Origin of the sequence: Streptomyces sp. ISL-100 (assembly GCF_018614615.1) — a bacterium.
Taxonomy (GTDB): domain Bacteria; phylum Actinomycetota; class Actinomycetes; order Streptomycetales; family Streptomycetaceae; genus Streptomyces.
Window position 1 is genome coordinate 61,753 of sequence record NZ_JAGGOK010000025.1, and the last position, 20,101, is coordinate 81,853.

Genomic DNA, 20,101 nt, shown 5'->3' on the forward strand with positions numbered 1-20,101 from the left:
AGTTCCTGCGACCGCCGACACCACAAGGCAGGAGATGAATCTCCCCAACCTTATATTCACAATGCCCTTCCTGGGGCGGCCCAAAAATGGGCACGCCAATTACGCCGACCCTGCATTGCAGGACCGACTTTGGGGGTGAACTCTCATCACCCCTGGCCAGGAGCATGGTGATGTCTAGTCAGGTTGACTGCGCCACGTCAACCCCACGAACAATTCCGACACGTCCGCTTCTTCCGCATGCTCGCACTCGCCGGATCGCCTGGTGTATAACCGGCCGGTTCCAAATTTTTTCCCCGCCGAGTGAAAGATGGACTTCCCATGCCGCCAGCGACGGAAATTGTCGAAAATTCAGATGTTTCGACGGACGAGCCGAAGGGAATGAACTGGCGCGCAATTGCCGTCGCTCTTACGCTTCTGGTCGCCTGCGGCGGTCTCGTCGGTTACGGCATCCTCGACACGCCGGACAAGCCGAAGCCCCGCACCGTCCCCACCGCCGAGGTGACCTACGAGGTCACCGGCGAGGGCACCGCCGACATCTCCTACCTCGCCCGCAACGAGGCCGGGGACGCCACCGTTGTGTCCGGTGTGAAGCTGCCGTGGAAGAAGTCCGTACAGGTGCCGGTCGGCAAGGCGCCCACCGTCTACATCACCCTGGACGAGAAGGGCGGCGAGGTCAGCTGCACCCTCGCCATTCGCGGCAAGCACGTCCAGCGCGCCATGGCCATGGGCAAGTTCGGCCGCGCTACCTGCACCGGTGCGCTGCCCAAGGCCGACGGGAGCATCGGCTGATGCGCGCCACTGTCTCCCGCACCGCCGTGCTGCTCGCCGCGACGTCCCTTGTCGCCGGCTCACTCGGCCTCGTCGGCCCCGCCGCGTTCGCGGACGCGCCGGCCACCACCCCAGCGAAGTCCGGCACTCTGGACACCGTCGCCGTCCCGGCCGGCAGCGACCCGGCGGTCCGCGCGCTCGCGCCGCGCACCACCCGCCCGTTCAGCCTCCTCGGCCTCACCTGGGACGACCCGTACGCCCAACTCGGCGGTACGGCCGAGGTCCGCACCCGGGACAGCCGCACCGGTACCTGGTCCGGCTGGCGTGCGCTGGACACGGATGCACGAACGCCGGAGAGCGGGCCCGAGCACGCCAAGCCCGGACTGCGCGCCGGGACCCAGCCCCTGTGGACCGGTCCCTCGGACGGCGTACAGCTGCGCGCGTCCGCCAAGCGCAATCTCCCGGAGGGGCTGCGGGTGGAACTGGTCGACCCTGAGGGCGCCGCCACGGCGACGACTACCCCTACCGCTTCAGCCTCGGCTTCCGCCACCCCCACCGCCGCCCCGCAGCCGCCCGTCACCTCGCGGGCCGGCTGGGGCGCCGACGAGTCGATCGTCGGCGGCCCGCCGACGTACACGACCGACACCAAGGCCATCTTCGTCCACCACACGGCGGGGACGAACGACTACACCTGCGCCGAGTCCGCTTCGCTCATCCGGGGCATCTTCACCTACCACGTGAAGAGCCAGGGCTGGAACGACATCGGCTACCACTTCCTCGTCGACAAGTGCGGCACCATCTTCGAGGGCCGCGCGGGCGGCATCGACAAGCCCATCCAGGGCGCGCACACCTACGGCTTCAACACCGACACCAGCAGCATCTCGGTCCTCGGTGACTACAACACCGCCACCGCCACACCCGCCGTCCGCGAGTCCGTCGCCAAGGTCGCCGCCTGGAAGCTCGGCCTGTACGGGCACAACCCCACCAGCACCGTGACGCTGACCGCCGGCGCCGACAACGGCAAGTACACGGCGGGCCAGAAGGTCGTCATGGACCGGATCTCCGGTCACCGCGACGGCTACCCGACCGAGTGCCCCGGCAGCAACCTCTACGCCGACCTCCCCGCCATCCGCACGGCCGCCGCCGCCGCCAGCACACCGGCCGAGCGAGGCGACTTCAACCGCGAAGGGCACGCCGACCTCGCCGTCGGGCTCCCCCGCGCGAGCGCCGGGACGCTGAGCGGCGCGGGCCAGGTGACCGTCGTCCCCGGCGGGCGCAGCGGCCCCCAGACGGCGTACAAGATCGTGGTCAACCAGGAGACGACCGGTGTGCCCGGCGGCTCGGAGACCGGTGACGCCTTCGGCGGGGCCACGGCGTACGGGGACGTGGACCGCGACGGTTTCGCGGATCTCGTCGTCGCCGCGCCGGGCGAGGAGATCACGGCAGGGGCCACCGACGAAGGCGTACTGACCGTGCTGCGCGGTACGGCGAACGGGTTCGTCTCCCATCCGTCGATGCTCAGCGTCCCGGCCGCCTCCCGGCAGAGCGGCGACCGCTTCGGCGAGGCACTCGCCACCGGCGACTTCGACCACGACGGCGGCGACGACATCCTCGCCGTCGCGCCCGGCAGCGGCCGGGCCTGGGCCGTCGACGGCGCCGACCACACCTTCTCCGCCGCACTCGCTCTCGCTTCCGGCCCCGTACAGGACGCCGACGTCACCACCGGCGACTTCGACCGCGACGGTTACGACGACGCCGCCCTCACCTTCCGTACGCCCGAAGGCGCGACGCCCCTGGTCGTGGTGTCCGGTTCCGCGACCGGCCTGCGCACCGACGCGCCCGCCGTACTGCACGGCGCCGGCGGCCGGTCGCTGGCCTCTGGCGACCTCAACGGCGACGGTTACGCCGACCTGGCCGTCGGCCGCCCCGGCGCACCGAACGGCGGCCAGATCGCCACCTTCCACGGTTCCGCCACCGGCCTCACCAGCACGGGGGCGGCCGTCCTCGACCAGGCCACCGAAGGCGTCCCCGGCGATCCCGCTGACGGCGACTCGCTCGGCACGTCGGTCGCGGCCGCGGACACCGACGCGGACGGGTACGCCGACGTACTGGCCGGCATCCCCGGCAAGGACGTCACCACGGCGGCCACCGACGCGGGCGCGGTACTGCGCGTACCCGGTTCCGCGGGCGGACTGGGCGCGGCAGGCTCGGCGGCGTACGACACGGACCAGCCCGGCATGCCGGGCGCCGCCGAGGCGGGCGACCGCCTGGGATCGGCGGTGACTCTGGACGACCTCACCGGCGACGGGTACGCCGACCTCGGCATCGGCGCCGACGGCGAGAACACCGACGACGGCACCGTGCTCGCACTTGCCGCCGGCGCGACCGGGATCGTACCGACGAGCGGCCTCTACGCCGGCCCGGTGACGCTCGGCGCGTCCACGGGCTCCCGCGTGGGAGAGGTACTGGCCCCGTAACGGAGCCGGCGGGGGCGGCGGGTCATCGCCGTCGCCCCGCGACGCCGCAGTGATCTGCGCCACAACCCCGCCGACCAGCGTGACGTTTGCGCGGCACGACTCGCTGGGTAAAACAGGCGGCCTCCGCGTGAGGTTCGCCGCAAGTGAACTCTCATGAGGGGTAAGGGATTTGAGCCCGCGCAAGTCGCATGCCTACAGACCGCTGAGCATGAAACGCCGAGCATGGCTGACCGTCGGCGCGGTCGTACTCGGCGGTGCAGGGGCCGTAACCGTCGCCATCGCCAATCCCGACGCGGACCCGGCGCAGGACGGACTGAAGCCGCGCAAGGCCGAGGTGCACTCCCTCACCTTCAAGGGGACCGGTGCCGAGAAGCGCGAGCTGCCGCGCACCGGTACCGACCCCTTCTCGCTGGTCGGTGTCACGTGGGCCGACCCGGACGCGGAGATCGACGGCGAGGCGGAGGTGCGTACGCGCAACCGCGAGACCGGCGAGTGGGGCAAGTGGCTCGAGGTGCACCTCGACCAGCACCTGGCCGAGAAGCGCGACGCCAAGGCCAAGCTGCCCGGTATGTCCGAACCGCTGTGGGTCGGGCCCTCCGACGCCGTCGAGGCACGCATCGTGCGCGCCGACGGCACCGAGACCGCCGGTCTGCCCAAGGGTCTCGAACTGACCCTGGTGGACCCGGGCGTCACGCCCAAGGAGGCCAAGGCGCCGGGCGCGGACGCGCAGAGCGCGGCATTCGCCGCGCTCGCCGCCGAGGAGACCCCGACGCCGACCGAAACGGCGACGGAGACGGCCACCACGGTCCCGACGACGGAGCCGGAGCCCACCGACACCGCGACCGAGTCGGCCACGCCGACCGACACCGCGACGGCCACGCCGTCCGACACCGCCACGCCCACGGACACGGCGACCCCCACGGTCACGCCGACCGACACCGCCACGCCGACGCCGACCGTCCCGACCGCGCCGCCGTCCACCGTGACCCGGCCGCCGATGACCCTGCGCGCGGGGTGGGGCCCGGACAAGTCGCTCGCCACGAACTACAGCGACCCCGAGTACATCGACAAGGTCCAGGCCGTCTTCATTCACCACACGGTCGACTCGAACAACTACAGCTGCGCCGAGTCCCCGGCGATGATCCGGGCGATCTACGCGTACCACGTGACCCCGCGCCCGGGCTACGACGGCTGGAAGGACATCGGCTACAACTTCCTCGTCGACAAGTGCGGCCAGATCTTCGAGGGCCGTGAGGGCGGCGCCGACCTGCCCGTCCTCGGCGCGCACACGTACGGCTTCAACTCCTACTCCACCGGCATCGCGCTGCTCGGCAACTTCGAGACGGGCAAGCCCACCCAGGCCGCCCTCGACTCGGCCGCGCGCGTCGCCGCCTGGAAGCTCGGCCAGTACGGCGTCAGCCCGACCGGCACGGTCACGCTGGAAGCGGCCGCCGACACCGGCGTGTACAACAAGGGTGAGAAGGCCACCCTCAACACCATCTCCGGCCACCGCGACGGCTTCGCCACCGCGTGCCCCGGCGCCAACCTGTACAGCAAGCTGCCGGCGATCCGTAAGTTCGCGGCAGGCGCGGGCCGCAACTCCGCGATCCCGACGACCGACTTCAACCGCGACGGCGTCACCGACCTCGCCGTCGGTACGCCGAAGGTCGCGAGCGGCGACGGCACCATCACCGTGCTGCCCGGCTCCACGGACGGCCCGGTCGCCGACGCCGAGTCCCGCCGCAGCCTGAACCAGAACAGCCCCGGCGTCCCCGGCAGCTCCGAGGGCGACGACCGCTTCGGTTCCTCGTCGGCGTACGGCGACGTGAACGGCGACGGCTTCGCCGACCTGGTCGTCGGCGCGCCCGGCGAGAACGGCACGTCCACCCAGACCAACACCGGCTCCGTCACGGTCATGTACGGCCCCGGGCTCACCTCCGGCACGGCGTACTGGACCAACGAGGCCACCCGCACCGCCGGTGAGGCCCTCGGCGCGACCGTCGCCACCGGCGACTTCAACGCCGACGGCAAGTCCGACGTCTTTTCCGTCGCACCGGGCAAGCCGGGCCGCTGGTGGGCCTGGGACTCCAAGACGGGCGCCGCGAAGAACGGTTACCTCAACACGGCGGCGTACACCGGCTCCGTCTCGTACGCCTCCGCCGCGAGCGGCGACTTCAACCGCGACGGCTACGCCGACGTGGCGGTCTCCTACCGCGACCCGGCGGGCACGGGCCGCCTGCTGTGGCTGAAGGGCTCGTCGTCCGGTCTCCAGCGCGTCGGCATCCTGACCGCCAAGGGCGGCCGTTCGCTCGCCTCCGGCGACATCAACGGTGACGGCTACACCGACCTCGCCGTCGGCCAGCCGTCCGCCACCGAGTCGGGTCACACCGCCAAGGGCGGCGCGGTCAGCGCCGTGTTCGGTTCGTCGACCGGCCTCACCTCCACCGGCGTCAAGACCTTCCACCAGGACACGACGAGCGTTCCGGGCGGCGGCGAGACCGGTGACGACCTCGGTGCGTCCGTCTCCATCGGCGACGTCAACCTCGACGGGTACGGCGACATCCTCGCCGGTCTGCCGGGCGAGGACCTGACCCGCAGCGGCGTCTCGTACGCCAACGCCGGCCAGACCCTCCTGCTGCTCGGTACGTCCACCGGTCCGACCGGCACGGGCTCCGTCGCCTACTCCCAGGACACCTCGGGTGTTCCGGGCGCGGCCGAGGCCAACGACCGCTTCGGCTCGGCGGTCTCGCTGACCGACCTGTCCGGGTACACCCGGGCGGACCTGGCGATTGGCGCGGACGGCGAGGACGCTAACAACGGCACCGTCCTCCAGCTCGACAACAGCAGCACGTCGGGCGTCGTCACCTCCTCCGGCATTTACTACGGCCGTTCGTCGCTCGGCGCCCCGGCGGGCGTCAACATCGGCAAGGTGCTCAGCCCGTAACACCCGCCCCACACGCACGCCCCGGGGCCCCTCCGACAAAAGGAGGGGCCCCGGTTGTATTTCCACCGCTTTACCTACCTACCGAAGGCAGCCATGAAGACCCTCACTTCACGCCGTCTCGCGCCGGCCGTCACCGCCGCCGCCCTGCTGGCCGCTCTCGCAACCGGCTGTTCGGGCTCGAACCCGGCGTCACCCGCCAAGAACGCCCAAGACGCCAAGGACGCCAAGCCGACAGCGGAGCAGCCCGCGCAGCCCGCCGACCAGCCCGCCGGCGCGGTCCTGACGGCTGCCCAGTTGAAGGCAGCGCTCGTGACCCCCGCCGACGCCAAGGGCTTCGAGGGCGTGGACAACGCCCCCACCCCCGTCCGCCCCAAGTCCGACAAGCCGGAGTGCGGCCCCCTCGCCGACGCGACGGCCTCCGGAACAGCCCGTACCCCCGAGGCCAAGGCCTGGTCCAGCCGCAACTACAGCTCCGGCACCACGCCCGGCCTGTCCACCACCACCAGCCTCTTCTCGTACGAGGGCGAGGGCGCCCAGCAGACGCTCGACAGCATGCGCAAGGCGGTCACCGACTGCGCCGGCGGCTTCTCGACCAGCGGCAACAACGGCGGCGCCACGATCAAGTACGTCTCGGTGAAGCCGGGAGAGAGCGCGAAGGCCGCCGACGGCTCGGTGTCCTGGGTCATGACGGGCGAGGCCGGCGGCACGCAGATCCCGATGCACCTCACGGCGGTGCGCGAGGACAACACAGTGGCGCTCTTCTTCACGATCCACCTCACCGACCCGTCGAAGTCGAAGCTCCCGCGGGCCCTCTTCGACAGCCAGACCGCCAAGCTGGCGGAGCACGCCGGCAAGGGCGCGAGCTGAGCTTCGACGACTGGGACGTCATCCGCGCGCGCTGTCCTGGTTCGAAGCGCTGTGGCAGGCCGGGCACGAGGAACTGACGGCGCGGTACGGGCAGCCCTGTGCCCCCTCGGAGGTCGTGGGTGTCAGCCGCTGCTGCGGGCCCGGCGCGACGCCGCGGCCCGCAGCACGCGCTTGCCTTCGTTGGAGAGCTGGAGGGCGTGGTTCAGTCCGCCGCCCGAGTCCTCGGACAGCATTTCGAGGAGCTGGCACTGGCGGCGCAGTTCGCCGGCCGTGAGCGGGCTGATGCCGTCGGTCTCGCCGTTCCGGTACGCCTTCACCCGCGCCTCGTCGCCGCCCGGCGGCACCCCGTCCAGCCGCAGATGGACCTCCAGCACAGCGGCCGAGCAGTCCTCGGCCCACTCGCGCAGCGCGGTCGCGTCGTAGGCGGTGGGGACTGCGGCGGCCATGCGGATGGCGAAGCCGGCCAGTTCGCCGGGGGCGGCCCCGGCGACCCGCTCCACCACGGCGGCGACCCTGCGCAGCCGGCCGAGCCACGCGTCGCCGCCCTCGACCGCGACCCACAGCGGCCGGAGCGCCTCATCCGTGTCGAGGCCGATACGCCCGGCACCGTCGACGTACTCCAGCAGGGGCAGGCAGCGGTCCAGGCAGGCCACCGCGCTCGCCGCCAGGGCCCGTTCGTCGGCGCGGCCGATCAGTTCCACCAGGGTCACGGTGCCTCCCTCGGCACTGCAGGGCCCGCTCGGTGCGGACCTTCTCCTTCCGTCTGCGTACCGCGCCGCGTTTACGTCACAGTGCGCTCACCGGCCGGTCACCGACGATCACAGCCCGAGCCGGTCAAGGAAGCGCGCGAAGAGCTCCTCGGCCACCGGATCCGCCTCTTCGCGCAGTACGTCGAGCAGTGCGCCCGGGGCCACCGTCCGCCCGGTCGCGGCCGCCCACTCAGCCGCTTTCGCCGCGGCTTTCTCCGGCGACAGGAACAGGTCCTCCAGGACCAGCCCGTCGGCGCTCAGGTAGCCCGCCATCGCCTCGCGCCCCAGGCAGCCGAACCAGGACCCGGCCGCCGTCGCGGTGGTGGCGGCCTCCAGGACCACGCAGTCGCTGTCCATGACGAACGCGAACAGCGCGGGCATCCCCGTCTCTCCGCATACGCCGCGGGCGAGCGCCCCCATGTCACCGACCTGCGGCTCACTCGGCCGCACCCACACCTGCCAGCCGTCCCCACGCGTCTCGTGGAGCGTCAGCCCTTCCCGTACGTCCGCGAGCGCGGCCAGCTCGGCGAGCGGCCGCCCGCTGCGGCCCACCACGAAGTAACCCCAGAAACCCATGCTCCGCTCCCCCCACGGCGCTCAACAGTGCTGTCGCTGCTGTCACATTCTGCCCACATCAAGTCGCGTCGCGGGCGGCTCAGTTGAAACAGCGGGCCCGCCAGTGGCCTTGAGGTGCTGCATGCGCGTCAGCGCGCGTACGAAGAGGATCGCCAGCACGGCGGCCGCGATGTCGAGCAGGTCGGCGACGACCAGCTGGTCGAGGGCGTCGCGGATGTCGGCCGGCGCCTCGGCAGCGTCGTAGCGCCTGGTGGCGAACCGGCCGTACAGCAACGACACCACCCAGGCCGTCCACCACAGGTCGAGGACGAGCTTCGGCTCCCTCTTGCCGGTCTCCAGCCCGTACGGATCAACCCTGCTCGCCGCCCAGACGTCGACGGCGATCCCGCGCGGCATCCACAGGTTGGCGATCGGAATGAACCAGGTGCCGATCGCCCAGCCCGGCCCTCTGCGCTGGAGGTCGGGAGCGAAGACGTCGGCGTTGCGCCGCACCCGGAAGAACCAGACGAGGAAGACGACAGCCGTCGCCACCACTGCGGGGGCGTATATCTGCGACGACCAGACCAGCAGGGTCTGGCTCTGGTCGATCTCCTCTGCGGCGATGGCGGAGAAGCCCTCCGACGCCAGCTCACTCCACTGACCGCGCGAGCGGAACAGCGCGAAGAGGGAGAAGCAGTCGGCCGCGATGACGGCGCCCAGCAGCGCCGTCACGGCGTACGAGAGTCCGACCGGCGAGCGGAGCACCGCCGTCGGCCCGGACAGCGGCACCGCGGGCGCGCGCGGCGGCGGCGCCGAGTTGGCGGCGGCGATCACGCAGCCGCCGCAGAGCCCTTCACCGGTCGTGGCCTTTTCCGTACCGCAGTTCGCGCACAGCATGGCTGGGCAGCCCCCCCAAGAGCGCCGGGACGCCCCTCCCCAGAGGCGTGAAGAATGTGCGGACGCCGGGCGGCGGCTGCATGCGGAAGATACGCCGCCGCCGACCGGGCCGTCCATCACGAACCCACAGCTCAGGCCGTACGTGCTCAGCCCGTACGCCCCGCCAGCGCCTTGAAGCCCTCCCAGTCCAGCTTGGGCGTGCTCGGGTCCCAGACCTTCTGGGCGAGCGCGCGCAGCGGGAGATGGATGCCGCGCGCGACTTGCTCCTCCGTCTGGGCGTTCGGGAGGTCGCCCCAGATGGCGAGGCGGCCGCCCTGGATCTGGTCCGCGTAGCGCGCGGGCACGGGCTCGGTGCCGCGCACGACCATCGGGGTCCAGGACTCGTAGATGCGGCGGCCCGTCGGATAGGTGAACGTGTTGGGCTCGCCGAGTACGTAGTAGAGGTACTCGTCGTTGGCGTTGACCATCGTGCGGCCCTCGCTCAGATACTCCGCCGGCTGCCGCGCGCCCAGTTCCTTGCCGGTCCAGTACTCGACCTCGCGGTCCTGGTCGGCCTTGACGACGCCGCCCGCGTGCAGCCCGTCGTTCCACGACTTGAGGTGCTTGCCGTACGGCCGAAGGGTCGCGGCGCGGTCGTTCAGCCAGCCGGTGGCCAGGTCCTGGATCTTGGCGTTCGGGCCGTACTTGCGAACGGCCTCGCGAGCGAGCCCCGGGTACGACGCCTCCGGGTTCCGCTTCATCAGCGCCTGGTACTCGTCACCGCCCAGGTGCCAGTACCGGCCGGGGAAGACATCGGCGTACTCGCGCAGCAGATCGTCGACGATCCGCGCCGAGTCGGGGTTGGAGATGTCGACGGCGCCCGGCGTCGGCACACCGTTGACGTCGCGCAGCTGGAGGTCCGGGTGCGCGCGCATCACCGAGCCGAGGTGCCCCGGCGAGTCGATCTCCGGGATCACCGCGATGTGACGGCTCGCGGCCAGCTTCACGATCCGCCGGACCTCGGCCTTGGTGAGGTGCTGCTCGGACACGACCTCGGGGTGGCTGTCGGATGCGATCCGGAAGCCCTGGTCGTCGGAGAAGTGCAGGACGAGCTGGTTGAGCTTGAGGTCGCCCATCTCGCGGACGGTGTCCTCGATCCACCGCGCGCTGTAGTGCTTGCGCGCGGTGTCGAGCATCAGACCCCGCTGCGGCTTGGCGGGCTTGTCGCGTACGACGCCCTCGGACAGGCGGCCGTCGGCGCGCAGGGCCTGCTTGACGGTGCGGGTCCCGTAGAAGACGCCTGCCTCGTCGGCTCCGGTGACGCGCACACGCCCGTCACGGACAGTCACGGTGTACGACTCGGGGGCACCGCCCGGCGCCAGCGCCAGCTCGATGTCTCCGGCACGGCCGGACCCGGCGGCCGCGTAGCCGCGCTTCAGTTCCTGGGCCAGGAGCTTGCCCTCGTCGCCGAGCGCCTTGCTGTTGTCCGGCGCCACGACGACATGCGTGGACGGCTGGGGCTGCCAGCCGGGGCCGGTCGCAGGCTCGTAGTTCTGCACGGACGGGACGGCGCTGGGCGCCTTGGTCGGTCCTGCCTTCACCGCAGGCTTCACCGGCGGCTTGGAGGGCGCGGCGGGCTTCGACGGTGCTGCTGATGCTGTCGGCGCTGCTGGTGCTGGTGCCGCCGATTTCGGCTGTGCTGCCGGTTCTGCGGGTGCCGACGACGCCGACGGTCCAGAGCTTGCGGCGGTGGCGATGAGCGGGACGATCAGGGAGACGGCGGCTACGGCCAGCGGACCCCGGAATTGCGACATCATTGGGCGAACGATGCCCAATCAGCCCCCCAATCGTCCAGTAATCCTCCAGTATGTGTGTCCGAACTCTCCCGTTCGAGTGAGATTCGCGCATCCGTCGGGCAGCGTCCTCCGAGCGCCGATAGCGTTGCTGCCCATCCGCCCCACCCTTCTCGCCGGTCCCATTCCGAGGAGCTCACGCTGTCCAGCGAATCGCCGGGACGTACGGCCGTGCCCCAGCAGAGCCGCAGGCCGGCGCCCCCTGTCGGCCTCGACCGCTTCAACGCCGCGCCGGCCGACGCCGCCGAGTCCGCCCTGCTCGCCTGCTGCCGCAGCCTGCGCTGGGCGCGGCGCATCGCCGACACCCGCCCGTACCCCGACCTCGACGCGCTGCTCGCCGCGGCCGACGAGGCGGCGTACGACCTGTCCCGCGAGGAGATCGCCGACGCGCTGACCGGGGAAACCCCGGCGGGCCTGCGCGAGGGCGCCCCGGCCGCCGCGTACACCGCGCTGCGCGCGGCCCATGCGGCGTACGAGAGCAGCTTCGGCCACGCCTTCGTGATCTGCCTGGACGACTTCCGCCCCGAGGAGCATCTCGACCAGGTCCTGACGGGCATCCGGTCACGACTGGGCAACGAACCGGACGAGGAGCGGGTGGTCGCCGCCGACGAGCTGCGCAGGCTGGCGAGGGGACGGCTCGCCCATCTCATTTCTGATCCGCAGATTGCGGGTGCTTTTACGACAAACACCGATCTTGCAGGCCACACAGGCTGCCCGGACCGGCCCGATAGCCCGTCCGTGCCCGTTTGAGTGCCACTTTGATCACACGTGTGGACCCCGCGCGAACGAACCGACAACTCGTCGCTACGATGGCCGGGGCCGGTGGACCGTACCCGGCCGGGCCAGACCGACACTGAAGCCGGCATGGCCCCTATCCCCGCTCCCGGAGGGTTTTTCCGTGCCGGCTGGAACGCTGTATCGCGGCCGGGAAGGTATGTGGTCCTGGGTGGCTCATCGAGTCACCGGCGTCCTCATTTTCTTCTTCCTGTTCGTACACGTCCTCGACACCGCTCTCGTCCGCGTCTCTCCCGAGGCGTATGACGATGTCGTGGCCACCTACAAGACCCCTCTCGTAGCGCTGCTCGAGTACGGCCTTGTCGCCGCCATCCTGTTCCACGCGCTGAACGGCCTCCGGGTCGTCGCCGTGGACTTCTGGTCCAAGGGCCCCCGGTACCAGAAGCAGATGCTCTGGACCGTCATGGGCATCTGGATCGTGCTGATGGCAGGCGCCCTCTACCCCGTGCTCGGCCATGCCGTACGCGAAGTCTTCGGGAGCTGACGCAGAGATGTCTGAGACCACTACTTCCGCAGTCGGTCCTGTCGAGGGCGAAAGCCTCTACGACGTGGACAACCCGGCTCCCGTCATCGAAGCCCCGCGCGTTCGTACCAAGAAGACGCCCAAGGCCACCCGTACGAACTTCGAGCTGTACGGCTGGCTGTTCATGCGGCTGTCCGGCATCGTGCTCGTCGTCCTGGTCCTCGGCCACCTGCTGATCCAGCTCGTGCTGGACGGCGGCGTGTCCAAGATCGGCTTCGCCTTCGTGGCCGGCCGCTGGGCCTCGCCGTTCTGGCAGACCTGGGACCTGCTCATGCTGTGGCTGGCGATGCTGCACGGCGCCAACGGCCTGCGTACCGTCATCAACGACTACGCGGAGCGGCCGAACACCCGCTTCTGGCTGAAGAACCTGCTGTACACCGCCACGGTGTTCACCGTCCTTCTGGGCACGCTGGTGATCTTCACCTTCGACCCGAACATCCGCTAGGCGCGGGGCTGAGGCAACCACCATGAAGATTCACAAGTACGACACCGTCATCGTCGGCGCCGGTGGCGCGGGCATGCGCGCGGCCATCGAGTCGACGAAGCGCAGCCGCACCGCCGTTCTGACGAAGCTCTACCCCACCCGCTCCCACACGGGCGCGGCGCAGGGCGGCATGGCCGCCGCGCTGGCGAACGTGGAGGAGGACAACTGGGAGTGGCACACCTTCGACACGATCAAGGGCGGCGACTACCTGGTCGACCAGGACGCCGCCGAGATCCTGGCGAAGGAGGCCATCGACTCCGTTCTCGACCTGGAGAAGATGGGCCTGCCGTTCAACCGCACCCCGGACGGCACCATCGACCAGCGCCGCTTCGGCGGCCACAGCCGTAACCACGGTGAGGCCCCGGTCCGCCGGTCCTGCTACGCGTCGGACCGCACCGGCCACATGATCCTCCAGACGCTGTACCAGAACTGCGTCAAGGAGGGTGTGGAGTTCTTCAACGAGTTCTACGTCCTGGACCTGCTCATGCAGGAGATCGACGGGGTCCGCAAGTCCGCGGGCGTCGTCGCCTACGAGCTGGCGACCGGCGAGATCCACGTCTTCCAGGCGAAGGCGGTCATCTTCGCCTCCGGCGGCACCGGCAAGTTCTTCAAGGTGACGTCGAACGCGCACACCCTGACCGGTGACGGCCAGGCCGCGGCGTACCGCCGCGGGCTGCCGCTGGAGGACATGGAGTTCTTCCAGTTCCACCCGACGGGCATCTGGCGCATGGGCATCCTGCTGACGGAGGGCGCCCGTGGTGAGGGCGGCATCCTCCGCAACAAGGACGGCGAGCGCTTCATGGAGAAGTACGCGCCGGTCATGAAGGACCTCGCATCCCGTGACGTCGTCTCGCGGTCCATCTACACGGAGATCCGCGAAGGCCGTGGCTGCGGTCCCGAGGGCGACCACGTCTTCCTCGACCTGACGCACCTGCCGCCGGAGCAGCTCGACGCCAAGCTCCCGGACATCACGGAGTTCGCGCGTACGTACCTGGGCATCGAGCCGTACACGGACCCGATCCCGATCCAGCCGACCGCGCACTACGCCATGGGCGGCATCCCCACGAACGTCAGGGGTGAGGTCCTCGCGGACAACACCACGGTCGTTCCGGGTCTGTACGCCGCCGGTGAGGTCGCCTGCGTGTCCGTGCACGGCGCGAACCGTCTGGGTACGAACTCGCTGCTCGACATCAACGTCTTCGGCAAGCGCGCCGGCATCGCCGCCGCGGAGTACTCGGCGGCGCACGACTACGTCGAGCTCCCCGAGGACCCGGCGTCGCTCGTCGTCGCGCAGGTCGAGCGCCTGCGCAGCAACACCGGCACCGAGCGGGTCCACGACATCCGCCGGGAGCTCCAGGAGACGATGGACGCCAACGTGATGGTGTTCCGTACCGAGCAGACGATCAAGACGGCGGTCGAGAAGATCGGCGAGCTGCGCGAGCGTTACCTCAACGTCTCGATCCAGGACAAGGGCAAGCGGTTCAACACCGACCTGCTGGAGGCCATCGAGCTGGGCAACCTGCTCGACCTCGCCGAGGTCATGGCCGTGTCCGCCCTGGCGCGCAAGGAGTCCCGCGGGGGTCACTACCGCGAGGACTTCCCGAACCGCGACGACGTCAACTTCATGCGCCACACCATGGCGTACCGCGAGGTCGGCGACGACGGCACCGAGTCGATCCGTCTCGACTACAAGCCGGTCGTCCAGACCCGCTACCAGCCGATGGAGCGTAAGTACTGATGGCTACCCCGACTCTGGACAAGGTCGAGGACGCGAAGCCCGCGTCCGTCCCGTCCCCGTACATCACGGTCACGTTCCGGATCCGCCGCTTCAACCCGGAGATCTCCGCCGAGGCCGAGTGGCAGGACTTCCCGATCGAGATCGACCCGAAGGAGCGTGTGCTCGACGGTCTCCACAAGATCAAGTGGGAGACCGACGGCACGCTCACCTTCCGTCGCTCGTGCGCGCACGGTATCTGCGGCTCCGACGCGATGCGGATCAACGGCAAGAACAGGCTCGCCTGCAAGACGCTGATCAAGGACATCAACCCGGAGAAGCCGATCACGATCGAGGCCATAAAAGGCCTCACGGTCCTCAAGGACCTCGTGGTCGACATGGACCCGTTCTTCCAGGCGTACCGCGATGTCATGCCCTTCCTCATCACGAAGGGCAACGAGCCGACGCGTGAGCGTCTGCAGACGGCCGAGGAGCGCGAGCGCTTCGACGACACCACCAAGTGCATCCTGTGCGCCGCGTGCACGTCCTCGTGCCCCGTGTTCTGGAACGACGGCCAGTACTTCGGCCCGGCGGCGATCGTCAACGCGCACCGCTTCATCTTCGACTCGCGTGACGAGGCCGGCGAGCAGCGGCTGGAGATCCTGAACGACAAGGACGGCGTGTGGCGTTGCCGCACGACGTTCAACTGCACGGACGCCTGCCCGCGCGGTATCGAGGTCACGAAGGCCATCCAGGAAGTGAAGCGCGCGCTGATCACGCGTCGCTTCTAGTAGTTCCTTTCGGCTGTACGTACGCGAAGGCCCTGGCCCCCGGTGTGAGAACCGGGGGCCAGGGCCTTTTGCCCATGCTGGCCGTGCTCAGTTCGCAGGCAGCAGATCCCCCACCAACTGCTGTCGCGGAGCGTGGCGACTTCGGCCGCGTCGTGGCCCAGCGGTGCCAACGGCCCCAACCCGCGACTCCCCGTTCGGGTGATCCCCCGCCGATCGCCGGAAAGGCGGCAGCGAGTACGCCAACGTACTAGTATGTATACGTACTGCTGGATGAGGGCTCATGGCCTGGCACCTTGAAATGGCCGGGGAGGTTCGCGAATGGCTGCACGTTCTCCGCAAGGGCGACCGCACCACGGCACGTCTCGTGGGCCAGGCCATCCAGGCTCTCGTCGACGAAGGTCCCGATCTCGGGCGGCCACTGGTAGACCGGATCAAAGGTTCCGCACTGCACAATCTCAAAGAACTACGGCCCGGCTCGACTGGGACTACTGAAATCAGGGTCCTGTTCATCTTCGACCCGGAGCGCAGCGCGGTACTTCTCGTGGCCGGTGACAAATCGGGTCAGTGGGCCGAGTGGTATCGCCGCTCGATCCCACTGGCCGAGACACGCTATGCCGAGTGGCTGGAGCACCTGGCTCAGCAACAGAAGAAGGAGGCGCAGGAATGACCAGCTTCCACTCCTGGGACGAGGTCAAGCACGAAGTCTTCGACACCGAGGACCTCGAAGAAATCGCCGCGGGTGCCCGGCGCATGGTGGCCGAGGCGCGCGCGCACCGGCTCGCCGAGGTGCGCAAGCAACTCGGGCTGACACAACGCGAAGTGGCCGACCGCATGCACGTGAGGCAAGAGCGCGTATCTGCCATTGAGCGCGGCAAGGCTACGTCCGCCGAGGTGGGAACGGTGGCGGCGTACATTGCCGCGCTGGGCGGCGAATTGGAGATCGTCGCCAACTTCAACGGAACCCGGGTGGTCGTGGCGTAGCGGCCCCCATAAGCCCCCTTCACAGAATCGGGTCCGTGAAGAGGGCGGGGTTCGACGCCGGGGTGCCGACGCGCGCGCTCCTTTGCGGTCAGCAGGCCTTACCGGGGCCGCCTGTGCCAGGATCGGGGCATTGCAGGCGCGCCCAGGGGAGCACCAGGAATCATGAGCGATCAGAATCCGAACCCGTACGCGGCGGACGGCGACCCGGACGGGAACTACCAGTGGGGGCCGGTTCCCGGCTACGGCTACCCGCAGCAGCCTCCGACGCTTCCGGGAATGCCGATGCCGTACACCGGCCCGCCGGCGGGTTTCGCGCCCGCGCCCCTCATGTCGATCGGTGACATCACCGTCATGACCGACTCCATCGTCACCCCGTCCGGCACGATGCCGCTCAAGGGCGCGGTGTGGACGGTGACCGACATGTCCCGGACGGAGGAAAGGATGCCGACGGCCGCCGTCGTGCTGGCCATCGTCTTCTTCGTCTTCTGTCTGCTCGGTCTGCTGTTCCTCCTGATGAAGGAGAAGGTGACGACCGGATACGTCCAGGTCACGGTGACCAGCGGCGGCCGCCACCACTCCACGGTCGTGCCGGCCCTCGGCCCCCACACCCTCCACATGGTCATGGGCCAGGTCAACTACGCCCGGTCGCTGAGCGCCTGAGGCTCGTACGGCGTCACGGGCCGCTCAAAGAATGTCTCCAGCGACACCGTCGCCCTGGTGCCGCTGACGCCCTCGATCTCGTACAAGCGGCGCAGCACGTCCTGAAGTTGCTCGGTCGTCGACGCACGCACCTTCACCAGCACGGAGGCGCTGCCCGCGATGACGTGCGCCTCCTGGATCTCGGGAATCGCGGCGAAGGCGGCGGCCGAATCTCCCATCCAGGCCGATGATTCGACGTGAACGAAGGCCAGTACGCCGCGCCCGAGCGCCGCCGGGTCGACATCCACCGTCGTACGGCGGATCACGCCGCGCTCGCGGAGTTTGCGTACGCGCTCATGGGCGGCGCCCGCCGAAAGGCCGACGGCCTTGCCGAGGGCTGCGTACGACTGGGTGGCGTCCCGCTGGAGCAGGGCGACGAGTTCACGGTCTATCAGGTCCACGCTTGCCACCGTATCGCATCCTGCGGTAATCATTCTGGGCCGAATGATGTTCAGTGATACAGCAGAAGGGCTTGACCTTGTCCTCCACTGGCCGTACCTCCATTTACGAGATCCTGGACGAACGCTTCCGCACCGGACGGTGCGCCAACGGGGACGAGCGGCTGGAGACGCTGTACGACGACTGCCGCTGGGCCGAAGGGCCGCTCTACCTCCCCGCCTGGCGGCAGGCCATCTGGAGCGACATCCCCAACGACCGCATGCTGCGATGGGACGAGACGACGGGCGCCGTCAGCGTTTTCCGCTCCCCCGCCGGACACAGCAACGGCAACACCCTCGACCGCGAGGGCCGGCTGATCAGCTGCGAGCAGGGCAACCGCCGCGTCAGCCGTACCGAGCACGACGGCCGGATCACCGTCATCGCCGACCGCTTCGAGGGCAAGCGGCTCAACAGCCCGAACGACGCGGCCGTGCACTCCGACGGCTCGATCTATTTCTCCGACCCGGACTTCGGGATCACCAGCGACTACGAGGGCTTTCGCGCGGAGAGCGAGATCGGCTCCTGCAACGTCTACCGCGTCGACCCGTCCTCCGGTGAGGTCCGGCTCGTCACCGACAGCACCGAGGCGCCGAACGGCCTCGTCTTCTCCCCGGACGAGCGGCAGTTGTACGTCTCCGACACGCGGGGCGGCTGTATCCGGGTCTTCGACGTACGGGAGGACGGGACCCTCTCCGACGGCAAGGTCTTCGCCGAGGCGCGGAACGGGGCGCGCTTCGACAACATCCGCTTCGACGACGAGGGGCGGCTGTGGGTGGCGGCGATGGACGACGGGGTGCACTGCTACGACCCGGACGGCACGCTCATCGGCCGCATCCTCGTCCCCGAGACCGTCTCGAACATCTCCTTCGGCGGCCCGAAGAACAACCGCGCGTTCATCACGGCCACGACGACGCTGTACTCGCTGGTGATGTCCGTGACGGGCGCGCCTCGGATCCGCCGTACGCACTGACCGCTATCGGCCGACGCGTCCGCCGCCCGTCCGCACGTCCTTCCGTGCATCCTTGTGCGCCCGCACGGAGTCCCGCAGCCGCTCAGCCTTTCCCCGCACGATGTCGGCGGGAAGCCCCGGTTGCGGGATGTACGGAACGCTCCTGCAGACCCGGCACAACCCACCCGGCAACGACTCGGCCGTCCCCGGTGCCTGACACCCGGTGCACTCCAGTACGTACCGTCCCTGGACCGGTGCGGGTGGCCGGGGCGGCAGCTGCTTCTCCAGGCGCGCCCGTACGAAGCCGAACGGGTATCCCACAGGCCCGGGAAGCCGCAGCGCCACCGCCTGCATCAGCTGCGTCTCAGTGGCCCCGCGCCGGAACCACTCCCCGGCAAGGGGCGCGAGCGCTTTGCATTCCAGCTCGGACAAGGCCAACTCCGGTGCGGTACGCCCCAACCGGGCCAACGCGTCGTACCCACGCACGGCCGTCTCCTCAGCGGGCACGGGCTCGTCCATCCCACTCTGCGGCACGTTGTCCCCGAGGAACGCCGCCCACCACGCGTCACTGCGCGCCGTCCTCGAGAAGTACGACAGCGACACCCACCGCACGCCCTCCCAGTCCTCCACCGGCCGCCGTACGCGTCGCAGATGCCCGGCCGCCGACAGGGCGCGCAGGGCGGTGCCGATGGCGCACTGGCCGTAGTCCGCCATCTCCCTGGCCAGCGCTTTGATCGAGATGTCGGCCCCGTCGGGCAGCCGGTCGACGTACGAGGCGATGGCCGCTTCACGCCTGGGCAGATGGACGAAATCCCGCCCGCGCCGGGCCTCTTGATCGGGCGCGGACCGTTTTCCGAACCCTGGCTTGGCCATGGGGTGGGCGGGCGCGTGCGGGGCAGGACTAAGCTGCTGGGTAGCCATACGGATCGCCTGTTTCGATCTTGTTGGTCAGACCCCCGTCCGGTGCGACAACACCTGCGGGGGTCGTTCTATGTGTCTGTGCTCGCCGCACGCTACACGTCAATCGCACTGCGTGGCGACCCGATCACAAAAAGTCATCACTGCTGCGCGACGGGGCAGTTGGCGGTCCACAGGGGAGGGTGGGTGGGAATGTTCCCCACCATCCATTCCTAGCAAAAGAAGCTCGACCCTCGCCCCCCGAAGCTCAAGCACCCTTGAGCGCCGCCACCTGGTGGGCGTGATCGGTCAGGGTGCGGACGGAGCGGGCCTTCGCGTGGGGGCGGATTCGGCGAAGCATCGTCTCGTAGTGTTCGTCGCCCCGTGAGGTGGACAGCCGCGCTTGAAGTGCTCTCCCGGCTGAAGCCGGGAGATTCCTGCCTACCTTACGGTGGCGGGCTTGACGCGACGAGCGCGCCTGACGTCTCCCTCCCGGCAGCCGGGATGAGCGCGAGGCCCATCCGGTACAAGTGCAAGACGTTCCGGACTGCGTTGTGGTCGGCGTTGCCCGACCAGCCGCAGTGCGGGTTCTTGCATACGAACGGCTGTGGCGTGCGCGGGGACTGTGGCTGGGGTGTTGCTCTCCGGCTCCTCGGTGGCCTCCCGCTCGGGGCGGCGGCGCAGCATTGTGAGGGCGACGACGAAGGCGGTTGCTAACCCTTGTCGTCAACCCCTCGGCAC

At 69.7% G+C, this 20,101-nt stretch carries 19 protein-coding genes and 1 pseudogene; 13 read left to right on the forward strand and 7 right to left on the reverse strand.

The annotated features are described in order from the left end of the window. The first annotated feature begins 378 nt into the window (after positions 1-378). The 4 genes from J7E89_RS11295 to J7E89_RS11310 all read left to right on the forward strand — a co-directional run bounded on the left by J7E89_RS11295 (position 379) and on the right by J7E89_RS11310 (position 7,056). Positions 379-789: an MmpS family transport accessory protein gene (locus J7E89_RS11295; RefSeq protein ID WP_214972150.1), complete on the forward strand. Its 411-nt coding sequence runs from the start codon at positions 379-381 to the stop codon at positions 787-789. Next, a complete protein-coding gene (locus J7E89_RS11300) occupies positions 789-3,245 on the forward strand; it encodes an N-acetylmuramoyl-L-alanine amidase (RefSeq protein ID WP_214972153.1) in 2,457 nt (818 codons plus the stop codon). The genes J7E89_RS11295 and J7E89_RS11300 overlap by 1 nt, the downstream gene beginning before the upstream one ends. Before the next feature lie 208 nt (positions 3,246-3,453). Beyond that, on the forward strand, positions 3,454-6,189 hold the full coding sequence (locus J7E89_RS11305) for an FG-GAP-like repeat-containing protein (protein ID WP_214972156.1): 2,736 nt from the start codon (positions 3,454-3,456) through the stop codon (positions 6,187-6,189). A gap of 93 nt (positions 6,190-6,282) precedes the next feature. After that, positions 6,283-7,056: a hypothetical protein gene (locus J7E89_RS11310; protein ID WP_214972159.1), complete on the forward strand. Its 774-nt coding sequence runs from the start codon at positions 6,283-6,285 to the stop codon at positions 7,054-7,056. A gap of 122 nt (positions 7,057-7,178) precedes the next feature. Here J7E89_RS11310 and J7E89_RS11315 read toward each other — a convergent pair whose 3' ends face one another. The 4 genes from J7E89_RS11315 to J7E89_RS11330 all read right to left on the reverse strand — a co-directional run bounded on the left by J7E89_RS11315 (position 7,179) and on the right by J7E89_RS11330 (position 10,837). After that, positions 7,179-7,766, reverse strand: coding sequence for a hypothetical protein (locus J7E89_RS11315; RefSeq protein ID WP_214972161.1), 588 nt, complete (start codon positions 7,764-7,766; stop codon positions 7,179-7,181). 108 nt (positions 7,767-7,874) lie between these two features. Further along, positions 7,875-8,381, reverse strand: coding sequence for a hypothetical protein (locus J7E89_RS11320; protein WP_214972164.1), 507 nt, complete (start codon positions 8,379-8,381; stop codon positions 7,875-7,877). A 42-nt stretch (positions 8,382-8,423) separates the two neighbouring features. Next, entirely contained in the window at positions 8,424-9,257 is an 834-nt protein-coding gene (locus J7E89_RS11325) for a DUF4328 domain-containing protein (protein WP_214972166.1), read from the reverse strand. A gap of 146 nt (positions 9,258-9,403) precedes the next feature. Further along, entirely contained in the window at positions 9,404-10,837 is a 1,434-nt protein-coding gene (locus J7E89_RS11330; RefSeq protein ID WP_374196806.1) for a glycoside hydrolase family 20 protein, read from the reverse strand. 423 nt (positions 10,838-11,260) lie between these two features. Between J7E89_RS11330 and J7E89_RS11335 the strand changes: the two genes are divergently transcribed. The 8 genes from J7E89_RS11335 (at position 11,261) to J7E89_RS11370 (ending at position 17,037) form a co-directional block, all read left to right on the forward strand. Then, entirely contained in the window at positions 11,261-11,839 is a 579-nt protein-coding gene (locus tag J7E89_RS11335; RefSeq protein ID WP_308315435.1) for a 2-oxo-4-hydroxy-4-carboxy-5-ureidoimidazoline decarboxylase, read from the forward strand. 148 nt (positions 11,840-11,987) lie between these two features. Continuing rightward, on the forward strand, positions 11,988-12,368 hold the full coding sequence (sdhC, locus tag J7E89_RS11340; protein ID WP_214921237.1) for a succinate dehydrogenase, cytochrome b556 subunit: 381 nt from the start codon (positions 11,988-11,990) through the stop codon (positions 12,366-12,368). Between the two features lie 7 nt (positions 12,369-12,375). After that, the gene (locus J7E89_RS11345) at positions 12,376-12,852 is read left to right on the forward strand and encodes a succinate dehydrogenase hydrophobic membrane anchor subunit (protein WP_214972168.1); all 477 of its coding nucleotides are present in this window, start codon (positions 12,376-12,378) and stop codon (positions 12,850-12,852) included. A gap of 22 nt (positions 12,853-12,874) precedes the next feature. After that, on the forward strand, positions 12,875-14,629 hold the full coding sequence (sdhA, locus tag J7E89_RS11350; RefSeq protein ID WP_214972170.1) for a succinate dehydrogenase flavoprotein subunit: 1,755 nt from the start codon (positions 12,875-12,877) through the stop codon (positions 14,627-14,629). Then, the gene (locus J7E89_RS11355; protein WP_214972172.1) at positions 14,629-15,396 is read left to right on the forward strand and encodes a succinate dehydrogenase iron-sulfur subunit; all 768 of its coding nucleotides are present in this window, start codon (positions 14,629-14,631) and stop codon (positions 15,394-15,396) included. Before sdhA ends, J7E89_RS11355 begins: the two co-directional genes overlap by 1 nt. Positions 15,397-15,676: 280 nt before the next feature. Beyond that, positions 15,677-16,063 (forward strand): type II toxin-antitoxin system RelE/ParE family toxin, encoded by a 387-nt coding sequence (locus J7E89_RS11360; protein WP_251060393.1) that lies wholly within the window; start codon positions 15,677-15,679, stop codon positions 16,061-16,063. Next, positions 16,060-16,377 (forward strand): helix-turn-helix transcriptional regulator, encoded by a 318-nt coding sequence (locus J7E89_RS11365; RefSeq protein ID WP_214972174.1) that lies wholly within the window; start codon positions 16,060-16,062, stop codon positions 16,375-16,377. The genes J7E89_RS11360 and J7E89_RS11365 overlap by 4 nt, the downstream gene beginning before the upstream one ends. A gap of 162 nt (positions 16,378-16,539) precedes the next feature. Beyond that, the gene (locus tag J7E89_RS11370; protein ID WP_214972178.1) at positions 16,540-17,037 is read left to right on the forward strand and encodes a hypothetical protein; all 498 of its coding nucleotides are present in this window, start codon (positions 16,540-16,542) and stop codon (positions 17,035-17,037) included. Here the strand turns inward: J7E89_RS11370 and J7E89_RS11375 are convergent. Beyond that, a complete protein-coding gene (locus J7E89_RS11375) occupies positions 17,013-17,477 on the reverse strand; it encodes an Lrp/AsnC family transcriptional regulator (protein ID WP_214972181.1) in 465 nt (154 codons plus the stop codon). The genes J7E89_RS11370 and J7E89_RS11375 overlap by 25 nt on opposite strands. Positions 17,478-17,554: 77 nt before the next feature. On the opposite strand from J7E89_RS11375, the gene J7E89_RS11380 reads away from it, so the two are divergent. Further along, positions 17,555-18,484, forward strand: a complete 930-nt coding sequence (locus tag J7E89_RS11380) for an SMP-30/gluconolactonase/LRE family protein (RefSeq protein WP_251060395.1) — start codon at positions 17,555-17,557, stop codon at positions 18,482-18,484. Positions 18,485-18,487: 3 nt separating this feature from the next. Here J7E89_RS11380 and J7E89_RS11385 read toward each other — a convergent pair whose 3' ends face one another. Continuing rightward, positions 18,488-19,384: a hypothetical protein gene (locus J7E89_RS11385; RefSeq protein ID WP_214972184.1), complete on the reverse strand. Its 897-nt coding sequence runs from the start codon at positions 19,382-19,384 to the stop codon at positions 18,488-18,490. 417 nt (positions 19,385-19,801) lie between these two features. Then, positions 19,802-19,968: pseudogene (locus J7E89_RS40755) on the reverse strand (RNA-guided endonuclease TnpB family protein); the annotation flags it as partial. Between the last annotated feature and the right edge of the window lie 133 nt (positions 19,969-20,101).